Annotated in this window: 14 protein-coding genes; 8 read left to right on the top strand and 6 right to left on the bottom strand. The window is 47.7% G+C overall.

Annotated features, from left to right (window positions below):
• Positions 1-193 precede the first annotated feature (193 nt).
• The gene (gene norR / locus OCU60_RS18685) at positions 194-1,792 is read left to right on the top strand and encodes a nitric oxide reductase transcriptional regulator NorR (RefSeq protein WP_074375246.1); all 1,599 of its coding nucleotides are present in this window, start codon (positions 194-196) and stop codon (positions 1,790-1,792) included.
• Between the two features lie 26 nt (positions 1,793-1,818).
• Here norR and OCU60_RS18680 read toward each other — a convergent pair whose 3' ends face one another.
• The 3 genes from OCU60_RS18680 to OCU60_RS18670 all read right to left on the bottom strand — a co-directional run bounded on the left by OCU60_RS18680 (position 1,819) and on the right by OCU60_RS18670 (position 4,665).
• Positions 1,819-2,673, bottom strand: a complete 855-nt coding sequence (locus OCU60_RS18680; RefSeq protein ID WP_074375245.1) for a mechanosensitive ion channel family protein — start codon at positions 2,671-2,673, stop codon at positions 1,819-1,821.
• Positions 2,674-2,962: 289 nt separating this feature from the next.
• Entirely contained in the window at positions 2,963-4,195 is a 1,233-nt protein-coding gene (gene pepT / locus OCU60_RS18675) for a peptidase T (protein ID WP_074375278.1), read from the bottom strand.
• Positions 4,196-4,533: 338 nt separating this feature from the next.
• Complete coding sequence (locus tag OCU60_RS18670; protein WP_261854756.1) at positions 4,534-4,665, bottom strand: hypothetical protein; 132 nt, start codon at positions 4,663-4,665, stop codon at positions 4,534-4,536.
• Positions 4,666-4,755: 90 nt separating this feature from the next.
• On the opposite strand from OCU60_RS18670, the gene OCU60_RS18665 reads away from it, so the two are divergent.
• Positions 4,756-5,418 carry a DsbA family oxidoreductase gene (locus OCU60_RS18665; RefSeq protein ID WP_074375244.1) on the top strand — a complete coding sequence of 221 codons (663 nt, stop codon included), beginning with the start codon at positions 4,756-4,758 and terminating at the stop codon, positions 5,416-5,418.
• A 30-nt stretch (positions 5,419-5,448) separates the two neighbouring features.
• Here OCU60_RS18665 and OCU60_RS18660 read toward each other — a convergent pair whose 3' ends face one another.
• From OCU60_RS18660 to OCU60_RS18650, 3 genes are all read right to left on the bottom strand, one after another.
• Entirely contained in the window at positions 5,449-6,660 is a 1,212-nt protein-coding gene (locus OCU60_RS18660; RefSeq protein ID WP_074375243.1) for an amino acid aminotransferase, read from the bottom strand.
• A gap of 142 nt (positions 6,661-6,802) precedes the next feature.
• Positions 6,803-7,003: a chromosome partitioning protein ParA gene (locus OCU60_RS18655; protein ID WP_074375242.1), complete on the bottom strand. Its 201-nt coding sequence runs from the start codon at positions 7,001-7,003 to the stop codon at positions 6,803-6,805.
• A 301-nt stretch (positions 7,004-7,304) separates the two neighbouring features.
• The gene (locus OCU60_RS18650; RefSeq protein WP_074375241.1) at positions 7,305-9,218 is read right to left on the bottom strand and encodes a methyl-accepting chemotaxis protein; all 1,914 of its coding nucleotides are present in this window, start codon (positions 9,216-9,218) and stop codon (positions 7,305-7,307) included.
• Between the two features lie 441 nt (positions 9,219-9,659).
• Here OCU60_RS18650 and OCU60_RS18645 point away from each other — a divergent pair, with 441 nt between their 5' ends.
• From OCU60_RS18645 to OCU60_RS18620, 6 genes are read left to right on the top strand one after another with little or no spacing between them, the layout of a single operon-like run.
• Complete coding sequence (locus tag OCU60_RS18645) at positions 9,660-10,619, top strand: AAA family ATPase (RefSeq protein WP_074375240.1); 960 nt, start codon at positions 9,660-9,662, stop codon at positions 10,617-10,619.
• Positions 10,620-10,658: 39 nt separating this feature from the next.
• A complete protein-coding gene (locus tag OCU60_RS18640; protein WP_074375239.1) occupies positions 10,659-11,600 on the top strand; it encodes a DUF58 domain-containing protein in 942 nt (313 codons plus the stop codon).
• Entirely contained in the window at positions 11,601-12,077 is a 477-nt protein-coding gene (locus OCU60_RS18635) for a DUF4381 domain-containing protein (RefSeq protein WP_074375238.1), read from the top strand.
• Between the two features lie 3 nt (positions 12,078-12,080).
• On the top strand, positions 12,081-13,049 hold the full coding sequence (locus OCU60_RS18630) for a vWA domain-containing protein (RefSeq protein WP_074375237.1): 969 nt from the start codon (positions 12,081-12,083) through the stop codon (positions 13,047-13,049).
• Positions 13,042-14,853 carry a VWA domain-containing protein gene (locus OCU60_RS18625; protein WP_074375236.1) on the top strand — a complete coding sequence of 604 codons (1,812 nt, stop codon included), beginning with the start codon at positions 13,042-13,044 and terminating at the stop codon, positions 14,851-14,853. The genes OCU60_RS18630 and OCU60_RS18625 overlap by 8 nt, the downstream gene beginning before the upstream one ends.
• On the top strand, positions 14,847-16,496 hold the full coding sequence (locus OCU60_RS18620; RefSeq protein ID WP_074375235.1) for a BatD family protein: 1,650 nt from the start codon (positions 14,847-14,849) through the stop codon (positions 16,494-16,496). Before OCU60_RS18625 ends, OCU60_RS18620 begins: the two co-directional genes overlap by 7 nt.
• Positions 16,497-16,809: the final 313 nt, after the last annotated feature.

Below are 16,809 nucleotides of genomic sequence, written 5' to 3'. Positions count from 1 at the left end.
CTGGCTAATTTTTTGTCTCGACATTTTGGTTTCAAGCCGTTCAGCACACATCTCGCGATGAGATTGTCATTCAATTCCGCCTCAGTCAACGTCTTCTTCGCTTAGCACAACCCATACTTTCACCGTTCACGGGGCTCGCTCTTCTCATCCACTCATTTAGCAATTAGAATAGATAAAAAACTGCCTTCATCTTATGCAAAATTTTTCGATTACAACCCTGTCAACGCTCGCAGAAATGACTATCGATCTTGCCAGTGGTCTCAACGATGAAAATCGATTCAACCGCCTACTGGAAACGATCCGCAAGGTCATCCCCTGTGATTGTGTCGCCCTGATGTCCCGCCAAGGTGATACGCTAATTCCTTTGGCGATGCAAGGCTTGACCAAAGACACGCTCGGACGACGCTTTATGATTGAAGAGCATCCTCGTTTCCAGCAAATTTGCAGTGCTCATCAGGCAGTCAGGTTTGATGCCGACTGTTCACTTCCCGATCCATTCGATGGGTTGCTGTTGCACCACGACGGTAATGTTCCGATTCATTCTTGCATGGGATTACCGCTGATTTTCGACGAAAAGTTACTCGGTGTACTGACTTTAGACAGTTTGAAAACCGGGGTGTTTACGCATATCCCGGCACGCCATTTGGAAGTGCTTTCAGCGATTGCTGCATCAACGCTGAAAATGGCGCTGACTTTTTCTCAGTTAGAAACACAAGCCCGTCAGACACAACAGCGGTTGCAAGAACTGAATGAAGAAGGCTGGGAAAGAGATCGCAGTGACATCATCGGCACCAGTCGTGTGATGCAATCAATGCATGATGAGATAGACGTCGTCGCTTCATCCGATTTTAATATCCTGATTTTCGGTGAAACCGGTGTCGGCAAAGAGCTGGTGGCCAGACGGATACACCACCTGTCAGCCAGAAAGCGACAACCGTTGGTTTATGTCAACTGTGCAGCAATTCCGGAAAACCTCATTGAAAGCGAGTTGTTCGGTCACATTAAAGGCGCATTTACCGGTGCCGACAGAAACCGACTCGGCAAATTTGCACTGGCCCACGAAGGGACTCTTTTTCTTGACGAAATTGGCGAGCTTCCGCTTGCCGCTCAGAGCAAATTGCTTAGAGCATTACAAAATAATGAGATTCAGCCCGTCGGTCAGGATCGTGTGCAGCACATTGATGTCCGAGTGCTTGCGGCAACAAATCGTGATTTAAAACAAGAAGTGGAAGCCGGTCGCTTTCGGGCAGATTTATACCACCGTCTCAGTGTTTATCCGATTCATGTCCCTCCGCTCCGAGAACGCAAAGGTGATGTCAGTCTGCTGGCGGGTTACTTTCTTGAACAAGCCAGAAGAAAGCTTGGCATAAGTCATCTAAAACTGGCACAAGATGTGCTCGATTACTTGATTCAATATAACTGGCCGGGGAATGTCCGGGAAATGGAGCATGTGATCAATCGAGCGACGTTGAAGGCCAGAGCCCGTCAACCTCAGCAAACACTGACCACAATTACATTAACGGATGTCGGTGTTTTAGACAGTTTGCCTATCAATACGCCTGAGATGCAGGACAATCCTGAAGTGACCGCATCCGCTCCCATTGCTATGAGTGGCGGACTCAGACAGGCAACCGATGATTTTCAGCGGCAGCTGGTGAAAGAAGCGTTAGTTCAGTCAGATTATAACTGGGCTCAAGCCAGCAGATTACTCCAAACGGACCGGGCCAATTTGACCCGGTTAGCAAAGCGGTTAGGGATTCAGGTCAGGAAAACGCACAAACTGGAGATGTAATATCAGGCGATATCAGATACATCGTGTTACTGAGTGGGTTCGGCTTGATTGGAAAATTGTTCATCGTAGAGGCTCATGAAATCAGCCCGAATCAACTGTTCAAGCTCGTGAGCCCGCTCAGTCGGGCAAAAAATCATTACATGGACTTTCTGTTCACCGGTCGCGGTGCTGCTAATGTGAATCATCGGCTCCGCCCCCGGCAAATCCACCCCGGCATGTTTCTCAATCATCTGATTATAACGACGCGCGACTTCAATAAAATGCTCAAAATGGACTTCGATTCGCTTGCGAAATTGGGGAAACAAGGTATATAAGTTCACAAAATCACGTACCACAATTTCAAAATTATGAAACACATAGCGCTTCATGAAGTTCAGGTTTTTCACCGGGTAGGTAAAAAACATACTATTGGGCAGCGTTGCGGTTTTGCCGGTGTAATGGTAAAGCCCCCCACCCAAATCGATCTCTTGAATAACCGTCGCCATCATATTGTGTTCAATCACTTCACCACATAACGAACCGACTTCAATCCAGTCACCGATACGAAAAGAGCGAGAGCTTGCCCGTTGAATCGAACCGGTAAAACATAAAATGATCTCTTTTGATGCCACAACAATCGCAACCGCAATGGCAGTCACAGACAAGGCAAACTCATTGATCTCTTCTTTCCACAAGAAGAACCCGATAATCAACAGCGCGGCAAACGTACCATTTTTGGTCTGAGACATCCACTTGCGCTGTTTTTCGGTAATAAACGCACCATCACCCCGAATCAGAGCAAGTGCACTGCGGCGGATAATTAAAATAAAACCGACGATAATGACACTAAACAGTAGCTTATGGAACAGCAGATAATCTAGCACGTTGTTTAAGTAATCCATGCATCTCTCTCACAACCAAACATCACAAAAACAGAATTGATCTTTTTAAAGACTCTGTATGCGCATCCCCATTATCGATAAGAACAAGACTCGGGTCTGAAGCAATCCATACAACCGATGTGCAGATGGCTCAATCTTATCGATAATTGGGGTATATATAATGACTGCAAGTTTATCTGAGTTTTTTCATAATGTAGAGTAATAAACCCTAAACAACTGACACACCTTAAAAGACGAAGGCATCCCAAAGGGTCAACAAATCATCATGATACTGTGCGTTGAGAGCGACTTATCCACGGTAAGTCCGCGCGGTTTTTTCCGCTATTTTCACAATAACTTTCACCGCCTGTTCCATGCCTTCAATCGTCACAAATTCATGGATGCCGTGAAAATTATAACCACCGGTAAATAAATTCGGGCACGGTAAGCCTTTGAAAGAAAGCTGTGCACCATCCGTACCGCCCCGGATTGGTTTGATTTGCGGCTCAATCCCCAAATCGCTCATTGCATCTTTGGCAATCTCAATAATATGTAGATTGGACGCAATCACTTGCTTCATATTGGCATAACCATCCGTAATCTCGAGTTCAACCCGACCGCGATGTAATTGATGGTTGAGTGTACCGACCCAATCTTTCATCTGCACTTTTCTGCGCGCTAGTCCTTGCTGGTCAAAATCTCGCAGTAGATAGGTCAACTCACTCCGGGCAATACCCATATTCGCGGAGGATAAATGGTAAAAACCTTCATATCCTTCGGTATTCTCCGGTGTCTCATCGGTGGGAATCATCATCTGGAATTGAGCCGCAATATTCATGGCATTGACCAGCTTGCCTTTTGCGGTTCCGGTATGAACCGAAACACCATAACAAGTGACATGCGCTGTTGCAGCATTAAAGTTCTCATACTCCAAATCACCAACGGGTCCGCCATCAACCGTATAGGCCCACTGAGCCCCGAATTTTTCAACATCGAACAGATCAGCCCCACGGCCGATTTCTTCATCCGGCGTAAAGGCAATACAAATCTCACCATGAGGGATATCCGGATGTTCCAGCAATACTTTCATGGCTGTGACGATCTCGGCTACACCTGCCTTATCATCAGCGCCCAACAGCGTATTCCCATCGGTGGTGATGAGATTGTACCCATGCAGTTGGTGTAATTCTTGGTATTGAATCGGAGACAACACTTCATCTCCCCGCCCCAATGCAATATCTCCCCCCTGATAGTTTTCCACAATCTGAGGCACGACTTTTTTACCTGAAGCATCCGGAGATGTATCCAGGTGTGCAACAAATCCGATCGATGGTATCTCACCGTCAACATTTGCCGGCAATTTAGCCATGACATAGCCATGAGCATCGAGTGTTACATCACTAAGCCCAAGTGCTTGCAATTCATCATATATTGCCTGTGCTAATTTTTTTTGCCCGGTCGTGCTTGGACAGCAGTTCCGGTATGGGTTGGATTGTGTATCAAATGACACATAATGCAGAAAGCGATCTATCAGACTTTCCATAACATAACTCTCACTGGTTGAAAAATGAACACCCCACAGTGTTGCCATCAAATATGGCGGCTTTTATACTAGGGCGCTCCGTCCAGCAAGATGTTGTTGTAAATCAGTTTTTACGCATTCAGCTTCATCAATATCGTGAATACCCAATCTAAATCAAACTATCGATTCAATTTGGTATAATTATCCCGGTCAAATCATGGTTATAATTATCTATGAATAACAGTGAGTTATATAGAAAAACACAAAAACATAACAAATAAATTTGCCGAAAAAGCAATCGTCAACTAGATTTAAAGGAACTCAAAGTTCCCTTCGCTTAACATATATAAATGCGCCATTTATGCCTCTCGTTGCTTATCGCCCGAGAGGTATTTTTCTTTAGCCTTTTCGGTTACATTTTCTGAAAACAAAACACTATCGCTGACACCGATGTCCTTGAAAATTACATGACGATCACTTTTTTGCATCATTTTCATATCATCTTGTTAAGCTGGCGGCTCGATTTGAATACAGAACCATCGGTATACTAAAAGCTATCGGTAGGATTCTGGAGACTCTCAATGAAGAAACTGCGTATCGATATTTTATCGGATCTGGTCTGTCCTTGGTGCTTCATTGGTTATACACGATTGGAGAAAGTTCTCGAACAACTCCGCGTGGATAAACATCTTCAGCCTGAGATCCACTGGCATCCTTTTGAGCTCAACCCGACCCTGTCTGCGGGCGGTGAAATACTCAATCAGCATCTCCAAACAAAATATCAAATGACCGCACAACAGCGACAACTGAGCCAACAAAGGATCACTGAGTTTGGCAATGCGTTGGGGATTGATTTTCAGTTTACCGCGGACATGCGCATTTATAATACACGCAAAGCTCATCAGCTAATGATGTGGGCCGCTCGCAGTCAACAACAGACACCATTTCAGAAAGCTCTCTTTCTAGCTTATTTTCAGGAAGGGAGAGTCATGGATGATACTGACACACTCCTCGATATCGCAGTCGCTCAGGGGTTAGATCGCAGAGACTGTCGGCGGGTACTCACTGATCCGGGGTGGTCATCTGCGGTGGTACAAACGGAAAAACAGTGGTTAGAAGCCGGCATACAGGCGGTCCCGGCGATGATTATCGAACAACATATTTTGCTGAATGGCGCTCAGCCGATCGCTGAGCTCCACGAAACATTAGACGGTTTGGCAGATACGCTCCCGTCATTCCATTAAACGCTGACCCGCGCTCATGGTGAAGTGCTCTTATTTTTCGCGATTCTCTGCCACAGCAGCAAATGCCTGTGCGACTCGCTCAAGATTATGCGCATTCAATCCAGCCAGACACATCCGTCCGCTATCAATCAGATAGATACCATGCTGTTGCCGCAATGCGTGCACACTCTCGACAGAAAAGCCGGTATAACTGAACATCCCTTTCTGCTGAATCAGAAAATCAAAATCCTGCTCCGGACACAATACCTGTAAATGCTGGTGTAGCTGCTGACGCATCGTTGCGATCCGTTCACGCATGGTGCTCACTTCTGCGAGCCACTGCGTATTTAACTCAGGGTCGTTGAGCACCCGGGATACCAGTACCGCACCATGTTTCGCCGGGCTTGAATAGTTACGTCGAACCGTGGCTTTCAATTGCCCCAACACATTCACCGTTTCTTGCGCGTCATGACAAACCACAGACAACCCACCGACCCGCTCACCGTACAGAGAAAAGATCTTTGAAAATGAGTTACTGACAAAAAATGCAACCAATGTCCGTTCAGCCAAAGCTCTCATGACATAGGCATCCTGAGCCGGATCTTCACCAAACCCCTGATAAGCCATATCGAAAAACGGAATCAACTGGCGCGATTCAAGGATATCGATCACCTGATCCCACTGTTCCGGTGTCAAATCAACCCCAGTCGGATTGTGGCAACAGGGATGTAACAGGACAATATCCTTCGCCGGCAATTGTGATAATGTCTCAAGCATACCGCTGAAATCCAGCATCCGCGTTTCAGGATGAAAATACGGGTAGCGATCGACGGCAAAACCTGCCCCTTCAAAAATTGCATGATGATTTTCCCAAGTCGGATTACTCACCCATACTTTTGATTCAGGAAAATAATGATGCAAGAAATCAGCACCAATCATCAGTGCGCCCGAGCCACCCAAAGTCTGGATAGTGGCAACTCTCTTTTCATTGACCACCGGATGTTCCGCACCAAAGACTAAGGTTTGAACCGCTTGCCGATAATCGGCAATCCCTTCCATCGGCAAATAAATACAAGGCTCTTTGTCCGCTGAGAACCATGCCTGTTCTGCCAGACGGACACTCGGTAAAGTAGGGATCTGACCTGCTTCATCATAATAAAGACCAATACTTAAGTTCACTTTATCAGGGCGACTATCCGCTATAAACGCTTCCATAAGGGACAGAATTGGATCCCCCGCATAAGGGGTAATATGATGAAACACGTCACTTCTCCTGTATTGGCAATAAAACGGACAGTCAGACTTGATGAATGATCGGCTCTGTCTGTGATTTTTAATCATGTTGGTATTTTTAACGTCATGATTGAACCGATTAAGCAACCTGTTCAATCAAGAGGCCGTTCATCTAATGAATCGGAACCCCGGCATCAGCGGCATACTGACCGAAATATTCTTCTAATACTTCGGGCGTCAGTTCCCCTTTCGCTTCTAATTCTTTCAGCTTTGCCACAATGGCTTTCTGTTCATCCAAAGAAGGCAGCGTGGCTTCTTTCTGACCGCCATCTTGTTCTGCCAACGCAGCGAGTTCTTGTTCAAAATCGTTCATACATTACCTCTTATTGTCTGTCACAGGCTCACTTTTGCGAGTGTACACTGCTCTCGATAAATGCTCCAGCCGCGCGCTGATACGATGCACACCGCACAATCCGATTCTCAGCAACCGCACTGCCGGTGTACTCTCAGCAGTGACATGATTATCACGTGACATGGTTATCATGTGACATAGTTATCACATGACATAGGTATCACGGTTGCTCCGATCTCTCAGACCTGATCCATTGCAACGAACGACCGACATGTGTCTGTCCCTTCAACAACGGTCCCTTCAACAACGCATCCCTCAACATTTAGAGCCTGAAACCACCAACCAAATGATCCAAACGTTCTGAAAGGGTTTTCAGTTCGCGACTGGCATCTGCCAGTTCCTCTGAGGTTGCTGTCGTCAGTTCATTGATCGCATTAATTTCTTCAATATTCTCATTGATACTCTGTACCGCGACAGATTGCTCTTCAGTGGCTGTCGCCACCTGTGTATTTCTATCCGTGATTTCGTAGATTCGCTCTGAAATCTGGCGTAATTGTTCCACCGTACTTTCAGCAGCCGTCACCCCTTCTTGCGTTCGCTCTTGTCCGGCATGCATGGCCTGTACGGCATTGCCCGAATCATTTTTCAACTGCGTCATCATCACTTGAATCTGCTCCGTTGAAGCGGCTGTCCGCCCTGCGAGATTACGCACCTCTTCAGCCACGACCGCGAAACCTCGGCCCTGTTCTCCTGCTCGCGCAGCTTCAATCGCAGCATTCAGTGCCAATAGATTAGTCTGATCAGAAATCTCATGAATTACGGCCAGAATCGAACCTATTTCCTGCGTTGTTGCGGCCAGTTTTTCAACCACTTGTGCGGAATTTTGCATATCTTCAGCCAGTCGGTGAATCGCATCTTTAGCCTGATTAACCACAACCTGACCCGAGTCACTACTCACCGAGGCATCGTTGGCGGTTGAAGCGGCAATCGCAGCATTCGATGCAATTTCACTGATGGTTGCCCCCATTTCATTCATCGCGGTCACCACTTGGATGGTCTGATCACGCTGGCTCTGACTGTTATCGTGTGTCAGATGGGCTTTCTCTGCGACCACTTGAGACTCATGTGACAAAGTCCGGCTCGTCGATGCCACTTCCTGCATCGATTGATGAATTTTCTCGATAAAATCATTAAAACCGAGTGAAAGCTGAGTAATTTCATCATTGCCGACAATCTCAATGCGCTGAGAGAGATCACCATCACCTTTGCCGAGCGCAGCAAAACGTGTCGCAATCTGCCGAATCGGTTTGGTAATGCTATTCGCCAGCAACGCACTCATAAAAATAAATAGCGCTGCAATCACCGCTGTACTCAGCATCATATTTTGCGCGGCATGATTCATTTCCGCATAAGTTTCACGCTTCGGTACAGACGCAATGACGTACCAGTGCATCGACGGGATGTATTCACTTGCCACAAAAACATCTTCACCTTGGTACTGCGCTTCAATCAGATGAAAGCCATCCTTACCGAGCAGTGTCGTTGCTTTAGCACCATAAAGATCCGACAATGTTTGGGCCGACAGCGCCTTGTCCGGATGAATTTTCACATCGCCTTGCGCATCAGTCAGAAACACAAAACCAGAGTCTTCGATCCGGAACCCGTCCAGCAAACGCACCATGTCATCCATCGACTTTGACATCCCGGATAAAGTCCCGCTCTTAACCGATTGATAATTAGCAAACATCTTCACATCGCCATTCGGCTCTTGGAACATACTCACCATCGTCGGTTTTCCGGATGCGACAAACTGATAAAACCATTGATCCTGTTGATGATTGAGCTTGCGCAAAAAACCTTTCTGATTCCAGTAATCGGCTGTTTTGCGGTTCGCAACCGAGGCATCATTAAGATGATATTGCTGTTTGAGATTGTTCAGTTGCTGAATCAATACTTTTTCTGACTTTGAGTCAATGTGGGTTGTATCAATCGTGGCTTTAACAAATTCATTATTTGCCAGCTGCTCAGAAGCCAGCAATAGTTCCGCAACTTCTCGGTCGATTTGATGGCGGATGCCATCCAAAAACGATGGTAATTCAATATCCACCAGACGATGTTCCAGAACCTCTCTGGACTGGTACTGGGCAATCCCGCCCACAATGACAGTTGATGCGAGTACGGCAAATGCCATACTCCATATGACTTTCTTCTTAATACTCACTGCATCGAAAAACATAGCTATGGCCTTAATTATTTTCACGACTGCCCGCTGAAGGTGTGTCAAACACTCGCTACGAGGTGATGCAATGATTGCAAAACATTGCCGGACACATAGCAAAACAGACTGCGGGCCAATTCATCATTCAGACTTTGAGGTTGAAATTATCAGCAACATACGGTGCAATACGCCCTCAAAGTTCATAGATTCTGGCTAATGATTTTGTGGTGCGGGCTTCGCTCCGACAAATATCAGCCGTGTAGTATACTTCATCGCCTCAGTAATAGTGAATGGCATTCGTAATACTTTTATCACTTGCTTTAAGCCACCATTCAACACATAACTGAAGCCATCTATCGGTAAAAGTGAACTTTTCTGACTTTTGTTAAACTAATCGAGAAGTCGTTAAGCCATCACAACAAATTTTTATCAATCCCAAAAATCGGAGCAATACGGGTCATGCAATCAGCAACCGCTTTTCAACAATTACAACACTACTTAAACAGTCAGATTATTGGTCAGGAAGCACTGGTGAGACAGGTGTTGGTCGCTTTGCTGGCCGATGGACATATTTTGGTTGAAGGCCCGCCGGGGCTGGCAAAAACAAGGGCAATCAAATCACTGGCCGACAGTATCGAAGGGTCTTTTCATCGGGTTCAGTTCACCCCGGATCTACTGCCGGCCGATTTAACCGGAACTGATATCTTCCGCCCGGAAACGGGAGAGTTTCAATTTCAGCCCGGGCCCGTGTTTCATTCACTGCTGTTAGCCGATGAAATTAACCGTGCCCCGGCCAAGGTGCAAGCCGCCATGCTCGAAGCAATGGCTGAACGGCAGGTCACGGCAGGCCGGAAAACTTACGCGCTCCCCAAACTATTTTTGGTGATGGCCACTCAAAATCCGATTGAGCAGGAGGGGACCTACCCGCTCCCTGAAGCGCAACTGGACCGTTTTTTACTCCACCTTAATGTCGATTATCCCGATGCAGAAAGTGAATTGTCGATTCTGCGTCTCAACCGCGGTGAGGCACAAGGCGTTAAACCCCAACAGCCGAACAAGCTGTCTCAGGACGATATTTTCAGTGCCCGGCAAGCCGTGCTGGATATTCATATGGCAGAAAGCATCGAGCAATATATCGTTCGTTTGGTCATGGCAACACGACAGCCAGAAAAATATGACGACACACTCAAACAGTGGCTTGAAATGGGTGTCAGCCCCCGGGCAACCATCGCTCTGGATCGCTGCGCCCGGGCAAGTGCCTGGCTTGCGGGACGCGACTTCGTCAGCCCTGAAGATGTGCAAAGCATGGCTTTTCCTGTGCTGCGTCACCGTCTGTTACTTAGCTATCAGGCGCAAGCCGAAGGCATTCATCCGAATCAGATTATCAACCATATTTTGTCTCTGGTTGGCAGTGCCTGATGACACCAAGACATCATGATTCAGCAGAAACGATAAGGGATGAGGATGGAACTGCCCGTTTATAGTAATGGCGTCACTTTATGCTTAGAAGAGTTGCTGGTGTATAAACAGCACTGTGCCGCTTGGCTGCCACCGGCGAAAAGCCTGTGGTCAACCATGTCAGGACAGTATCAGAGTCGCCGGTTGGGCCGTGGCATGGATTTTTCTGAAGTGCGCCGCTACCAACCCGGTGACGATATTCGTACCATCGACTGGCGGGTAACAGCCCGGACCGGGAAAACGCACACCAAGCTTTTCAGTGAAGAGCGAGAAAAACCGGTGATTCTCTATATTGACTTAAGCACAACCATGCAAATGGGATCGCGTTTACTCCTGAAGTCGGTTCAAGCGGCACATATGGCAGCGTTACTGGCATGGATGTCTCTTGCCCAGAAAGATCGGTGTGGGGCCTTGATTGATTTGGGATATCGGCTGATCGATATTAAGCCCAAAAGTCATCAACCCGGTGTATTAGCGCTCCTGCAGACAATCATTGACAGTCACAAACAACAATTACAGCTCAGTCAGACGCCAATCAATGATGCCGGAACAGCAATCTCTTCGATGTCCGATAGCCTAACGGCCTTGAATCGCTTGTCACCCAAAGGGAGTGAAGTGATTATGATCAGTGACTACACCCGTTATAACGACGACCTCAAACCGCAATTTAATCAGCTACGCCGACATAATCAGGTTCGGCTGATCCATATTTATGACCCACTTGAGCAGGGTGAAACTGATTTTCGCGGCATTGAATTCGTCGCTGACCAACAACAAAGTCGGTGGCTTAATTTTTCAGCAAAGCATACTCGGGCAGGAATCAGAAAAGCCTTTGAATCTCAGAAAGATAGGCTAGAATTACTCTGTCGGTCTTTAGGGATTCCCTATACTCGGCTTTCGAGTGATTCACCTTTGCTGAAACAACTATCCGGAAGTTATTAAATGGCACAATCGATCTCAGATTTACTTGACCTTCAGCCCCTGCACCTACCGGACGCCCCCTCATGGTGGCCGCTGGCATGGGGTTGGCTAAGCCTCATCGGATGCGTGATCGTGGTGATACTGCTGATCACATGGCTCATTATTTGGAAACGCAAACGAGTTGCCCCGAAAAAAGTAGCGTTACGGTTACTGCAACCCTCACATGGTTATGTCACACCATCCGATGCAATGGAATTGGTCAGACAAGCATGTCTGAGTTACTTCCCTCGTCAGGAAATTGCCCATTTAACCGGACATGACTGGTATGCCTTTTTAGACGAGCAAATCAGCAAACCGCTGTTTATTCCCAATGAATCTCTGTGGCAACAGGTGCTGTATCAAAAATCAAAATCAGAACCATCCCAGCAATATCTGATTGATGACTGCCTGACTTGGGTACAGGAAGCCTTGCCGCCAAAGAAAAGAAGAAGGAGATAATCTTTGGCACATATTGAATTCATTTGGTGGTGGATGCTATTTCTCTTACCACTACCATTGTTGGTGACCAAATTACTACCACCACATCGACAACCGGCTGCGATTCAGCTCACTTATCTCCCGACAGAAGGCGGCCTGACCAAACCCAGTCATTGGTTTAGCCAATTGATGGCTGGTGCAATTTGGGTTGCGCTGGTCGTTGCCTGCGCCCGTCCGGCTTGGTTTGGCGACCCGATCACCGTTCAACCGAAGCATCGTGACCTGATGCTGGTCGTCGATTTATCCTATTCGATGAGCCAGAAAGATATGAAAAACGGTGATGAGTTGATTGATCGCCTCACCGCGGTGAAACAAGTTCTCGACCGGTTTATTGAAAAGCGGCAGGGGGATCGGCTGGGATTGGTACTCTTCGCAGATCACGCCTATCTGCAAACACCGCTGACTTTTGACAGGGAAACGGTCCGCAGACAGTTAAATCAGACGGTTTTGAAACTTATCGGTACGGAAACTGCAATTGGAGAAGGCATCGGACTGGCGACAAAAACCTTCATCGACGGACAGGCACCGCAGAGAGTGATGATTTTGCTCAGTGACGGCACCAATACCGCAGGAGTTCTGGATCCCATTCAGGCCGCCGAAATCGCGAAAAAATATCATGCGGTTATCTACACTGTCGGGATCGGTGCCGGAGAAATGGTTGTAAAAGATTTTGTGTTTACCCGCAAGGTCAATACTGCCCGTGATTTGGACGAGAAGAGCCTCAAGCAAATTGCTCATATAACCGGCGGAAAATATTTCCGCGCTCGTAATAGTCAGGATTTGGAACATATCTATGAAACCATTAATCAGTTAGAGCCAGTTCAACAAGCCAGTCAGACTTGGCGTCCTCAAAGCGAATGGTTTATTTATCCGCTGGCGCTGGCCTTAATTCTTTCATTTATTCTGGTGATCGTCAGGAGAAATCATGTCTGATTTTGTATTTCTCAATCCGATCTGGTTGATCGGACTTCTTCCTGTGGCACTGCTGCTCGCATGGCTGACCTTGCGCAAAAAACAGCAATCGTTGATTGCCCCGCATATTGCTCAGGCTCTCGGTCTGTATCATGAAGCGACATCGACGTATAAACTGCTTCTGCTGGCGCTGTGTTGGACGATAGCGATCGTGGCACTTTCCGGCCCGAGCTTCGAACGCCAACTCCGCCCGACCTATAGCAATACCGCAGCCCGGGTCCTCGTCATGGACATGTCCCGCTCGATGTATGCGACCGATAATCAACCCAGCCGGCTGATACAAGCGCGCTATAAAGCCGTTGATTTGCTGAAACACTGGAAGGAAGGCGTCACCGGATTAGTCGCCTATGCGGGAGATGCCTACACGATCAGCCCCATGACAACCGATACCGCGACGATTCTTAATCTGCTTCCCAATCTGACTCCCGAGATCATGCCGTATCAGGGTGCAGATGCAGCCCGCGGTGTCAAACAAGCGATTCAGATGATGAAAAATGCCGGACTCCATCAGGGGGCAATCATTTTAATCACCGACGAATTAGACGCCAATGAGCGCCAAGAGATAACCGATTTACTGTCCGGTACTCGCTGGCAATTGGCAATTTTAGGTATGGGTTCACGTTCCGGCGCACCGATTCCAACTGAAAATGGTGCGCTGCTCAAAACAACACAAGGGCAGACCGTCATTGCCAAAGCCAACTTCAATGAGATGAAATCATTGGCACAATCGGTACACGGCACTTTTATTTCGGTTCAACTCAATAATCAGGATGTCGAGACACTGGTTGATGCGACGCAAATCAATACCACCGAACATCAGGCCTCCGGCAAACAACAAGTGACGAATCGAATTAATCAGGGTTACTGGCTCATGCCGCTCTTGCTGATTCCAGCGCTGATGATGTTTCGTAAGGGGTTGATTTTTGGTTGGCTTGCCTTGGTGATTTCAACCGGGACGGTGCCCCGGGCACAAGCATCGCCATGGCTGAATCACAATCAGCAAGCCAAACATCTCTTCGATGCACAGGATTATCAACACTCCGCTGAACAGTTCTCTGATCCAGACTGGAAAGCTGCGGCCTATTATCGTGCCAAAGATTATCAGCAAGCGATTGAAGCCTTATCATCCATCCAGTCGCCGACACCGCGTCAGCAGTATAATTTGGCCAATGCATACGCCAAGCATGGTGATTTGCAAAAGGCTATCGATCTGTATCAGCAGGTTCTGGCACAAGATCCGGATAATCAGGATGCACGTCATAACCTTGATGTTGTGAAAAAAGCACAGCAACAGCAACAAAAAAATAGCAACGCTGCCGCGCAAAACCAATCTTCATCATCACAACAACAGCAGAATCAGTCGCAGCAAAAACAGTCTCAAAAAGGACAGTCACAAACCGCCCAATCGCAACAAGATCAGGCCCAGCGTCATCAGTCACAGCAAAACAGCCAAAGCCAAAGCCAAAGCCAAAGCAAGGCATCAGAACAACATCGCGCCCAGCGTCAACGCCAAAATGCGCCATCCAAAGACGAGCAAGCGCAAAACAATGCGGCAGCCAAACAATTGCAGCGCCAACAGGCATCAACCCCTCAACAATCGGATCAGGCGTCACCATCCCAAGCCCAGAAACGCCCCTCTGATCCTGAATTCCGTAAATTGGAACAGGTTGAAAATGCCAGAGATCCCAGCCGTCTGCTGCGAGCAGAACTGATGCTTCAGGCTGAACAGAAAGAACCACCAGAGGACAATCACAAATCATGGTAAACAGACCCCGGCACTCGCTTCAACGTATATTCTGGATCCTGTTCATCGGCCTGATAGTCAGCCTGAGCACTCAGGCAGCGACCTATGCGACTGTCAGCAAGAATAAAGTGACCCTGAATGAATTATTTCAACTTCAGATCATCACCGATCAAAAAGCGTCCGGCGACGATGTGAACTTTGAAAAACTCACCCCCGAGTTTTTCGTCAATCGTCCCAGTTTTGGCACATCCACCAATATCATCAACGGTCAGCGCAGCGTCCGGAGTGAATGGGATGTCTCGATTGCAGCAACACGTACCGGGGTTGTGACCATTCCCAGTTTTGAAGTCAATGGTGAAAAGACCCAGCCGATTGCCATTCAGGTTGTCCAAGATTCGACGTTACCGAATGATGATGATCTGATAGAAATTCATTCAACCCTCGATAAAAAAACACTCTACCCGGATGAAAGCACCTTATTGCACGTCAAAATGATGGTGAAGGTTAACCCTCGTCGCCTTCAGGATACTAAAATCACACCTCCGTCAGCGGATGGTATGAATTTAGAAGCCGCCAGTGACTCAGAACAACACCGCGAGATTATCAGTGGTTTGTCAGTCACCGTGGTGCAACAGACATTCAGAGTGACGGCCCAAAAGCCCGGCCGTTTCACCGTCACTGAACCTCAGTTTCGGAGTACCTTGCTCTATAGTGGTATGAATGGCGAAACCAAGGTGCTGACACTCAGTACGACTGCCAAGCAATTCCCGATTCAGGTCATGGCAAAACCGAAAAATTATCAAGGGGCATGGCTCCCGACCGCCAGTTTATCGCTCACGCAGCACTGGACCGACAGCCAAGGCAAGCCGATCACCGGTCGCAGTGCCGCCCTCAAAGTCGGTGATTCAATCACCCGGACACTTGAACTGAAACTCAAAGGTGTGAGTCAGGATAAAATCCCCGACCTGCAAATCAACTATCCGGACAGCGTGCGCGTCTATCAGGAAAAACCGCAATATAAAACGTTGGATAACGATGAGACGGTGATGACGCTGAAGCAAGTGCTGATCCCCAATCAATCCGGCCAAATCAAGTTACCGGGGGTTTCTCTCAACTGGTGGAACACGCAGAAACAACGACAACGGCGGGCGATACTCACGGGTTTGACTCTCAATGTCGCCAAAGGTGCGCCAGTCGATACCGTGGTTTCGCTGCCACAATCATCAGCAAAAGCCTCGGTTCCCCCTCGGGAGATTCAGGTCAAAGATCCCGGTATCTGGCCATATCTCACGGCCCTTTTTGCTGTCCTGTGGATGGTAACCTCGGGTTGCTGGCTCTATCGGATTTGGCATACCAAACGCTCAAAGCCCGTTGAAGCACCGGATTTGCCAACCGAAACCGAGCCGCTGTCTCTGAAAGAGGCGTTAAAGCAACAAGATGGCATTCGAATTCAGCATCTGGTGCAAGCACAAATCGCTGAGCTGGGATTGTCTGCGGAAGAAAGAGAATCCATCGAAAATGAAGTGAGCAAACTTCAGGCTTCGATCTACTCGTCTCGCCAAGAAGCCTACGATCCCAAACCGTTGCTGCGTTTGTTAGCCGAGGCAGAAAAACAGCACAAGAAAACCAGTAAAAAGCAGAAAAAAACCTTACCGGAACTGTAAATCCACCGGTTCGATGATTCAGAGGCATCTCCGCTCCGACATAGCACGGGCATCGCGGAGATGCCCTCGTTAACGCGCCCCTGACGCCGATTCGTAATCAACCTGTGACCAGCAACGATCAATCATCGGGTGTGGCTTCCGCCAGATTGCTTTCCGGTGTATAACTGGTCGGTATATAACGGATCAATGTATAGCTGGCTGATGTCATTTGCCTGCCTCATTGGGTCTAGTCTCATTTGATCCCGTCAATGACTTGCCACCTCACGGTCAATAAGGAACCCAGAGCATCCATGCGGACGAAATGCCCTATTTT

The organism is Vibrio spartinae, assembly GCF_024347135.1.
Taxonomy (GTDB): domain Bacteria; phylum Pseudomonadota; class Gammaproteobacteria; order Enterobacterales; family Vibrionaceae; genus Vibrio; species Vibrio spartinae.
The sequence above is the reverse complement of the archived record's forward strand: the minus strand, read 5'-3'. Positions and strand labels throughout refer to the sequence as shown.

Coding starts and splice junctions, on each gene's coding strand:
- norR (WP_074375246.1), top strand. CDS start 194: ATGCAAAATTTTTCGATTACAACCCTGTCAACGCTCGCAGAAATGACT.
- OCU60_RS18680 (WP_074375245.1), bottom strand. CDS start 2,673: ATGGATTACTTAAACAACGTGCTAGATTATCTGCTGTTCCATAAGCTA.
- pepT (WP_074375278.1), bottom strand. CDS start 4,195: ATGGAAAGTCTGATAGATCGCTTTCTGCATTATGTGTCATTTGATACA.
- OCU60_RS18670 (WP_261854756.1), bottom strand. CDS start 4,665: ATGATGCAAAAAAGTGATCGTCATGTAATTTTCAAGGACATCGGTGTC.
- OCU60_RS18665 (WP_074375244.1), top strand. CDS start 4,756: ATGAAGAAACTGCGTATCGATATTTTATCGGATCTGGTCTGTCCTTGG.
- OCU60_RS18655 (WP_074375242.1), bottom strand. CDS start 7,003: ATGAACGATTTTGAACAAGAACTCGCTGCGTTGGCAGAACAAGATGGC.
- OCU60_RS18650 (WP_074375241.1), bottom strand. CDS start 9,218: ATGTTTTTCGATGCAGTGAGTATTAAGAAGAAAGTCATATGGAGTATG.
- OCU60_RS18645 (WP_074375240.1), top strand. CDS start 9,660: ATGCAATCAGCAACCGCTTTTCAACAATTACAACACTACTTAAACAGT.
- OCU60_RS18640 (WP_074375239.1), top strand. CDS start 10,659: ATGAGGATGGAACTGCCCGTTTATAGTAATGGCGTCACTTTATGCTTA.
- OCU60_RS18635 (WP_074375238.1), top strand. CDS start 11,601: ATGGCACAATCGATCTCAGATTTACTTGACCTTCAGCCCCTGCACCTA.
- OCU60_RS18625 (WP_074375236.1), top strand. CDS start 13,042: ATGTCTGATTTTGTATTTCTCAATCCGATCTGGTTGATCGGACTTCTT.
- OCU60_RS18620 (WP_074375235.1), top strand. CDS start 14,847: ATGGTAAACAGACCCCGGCACTCGCTTCAACGTATATTCTGGATCCTG.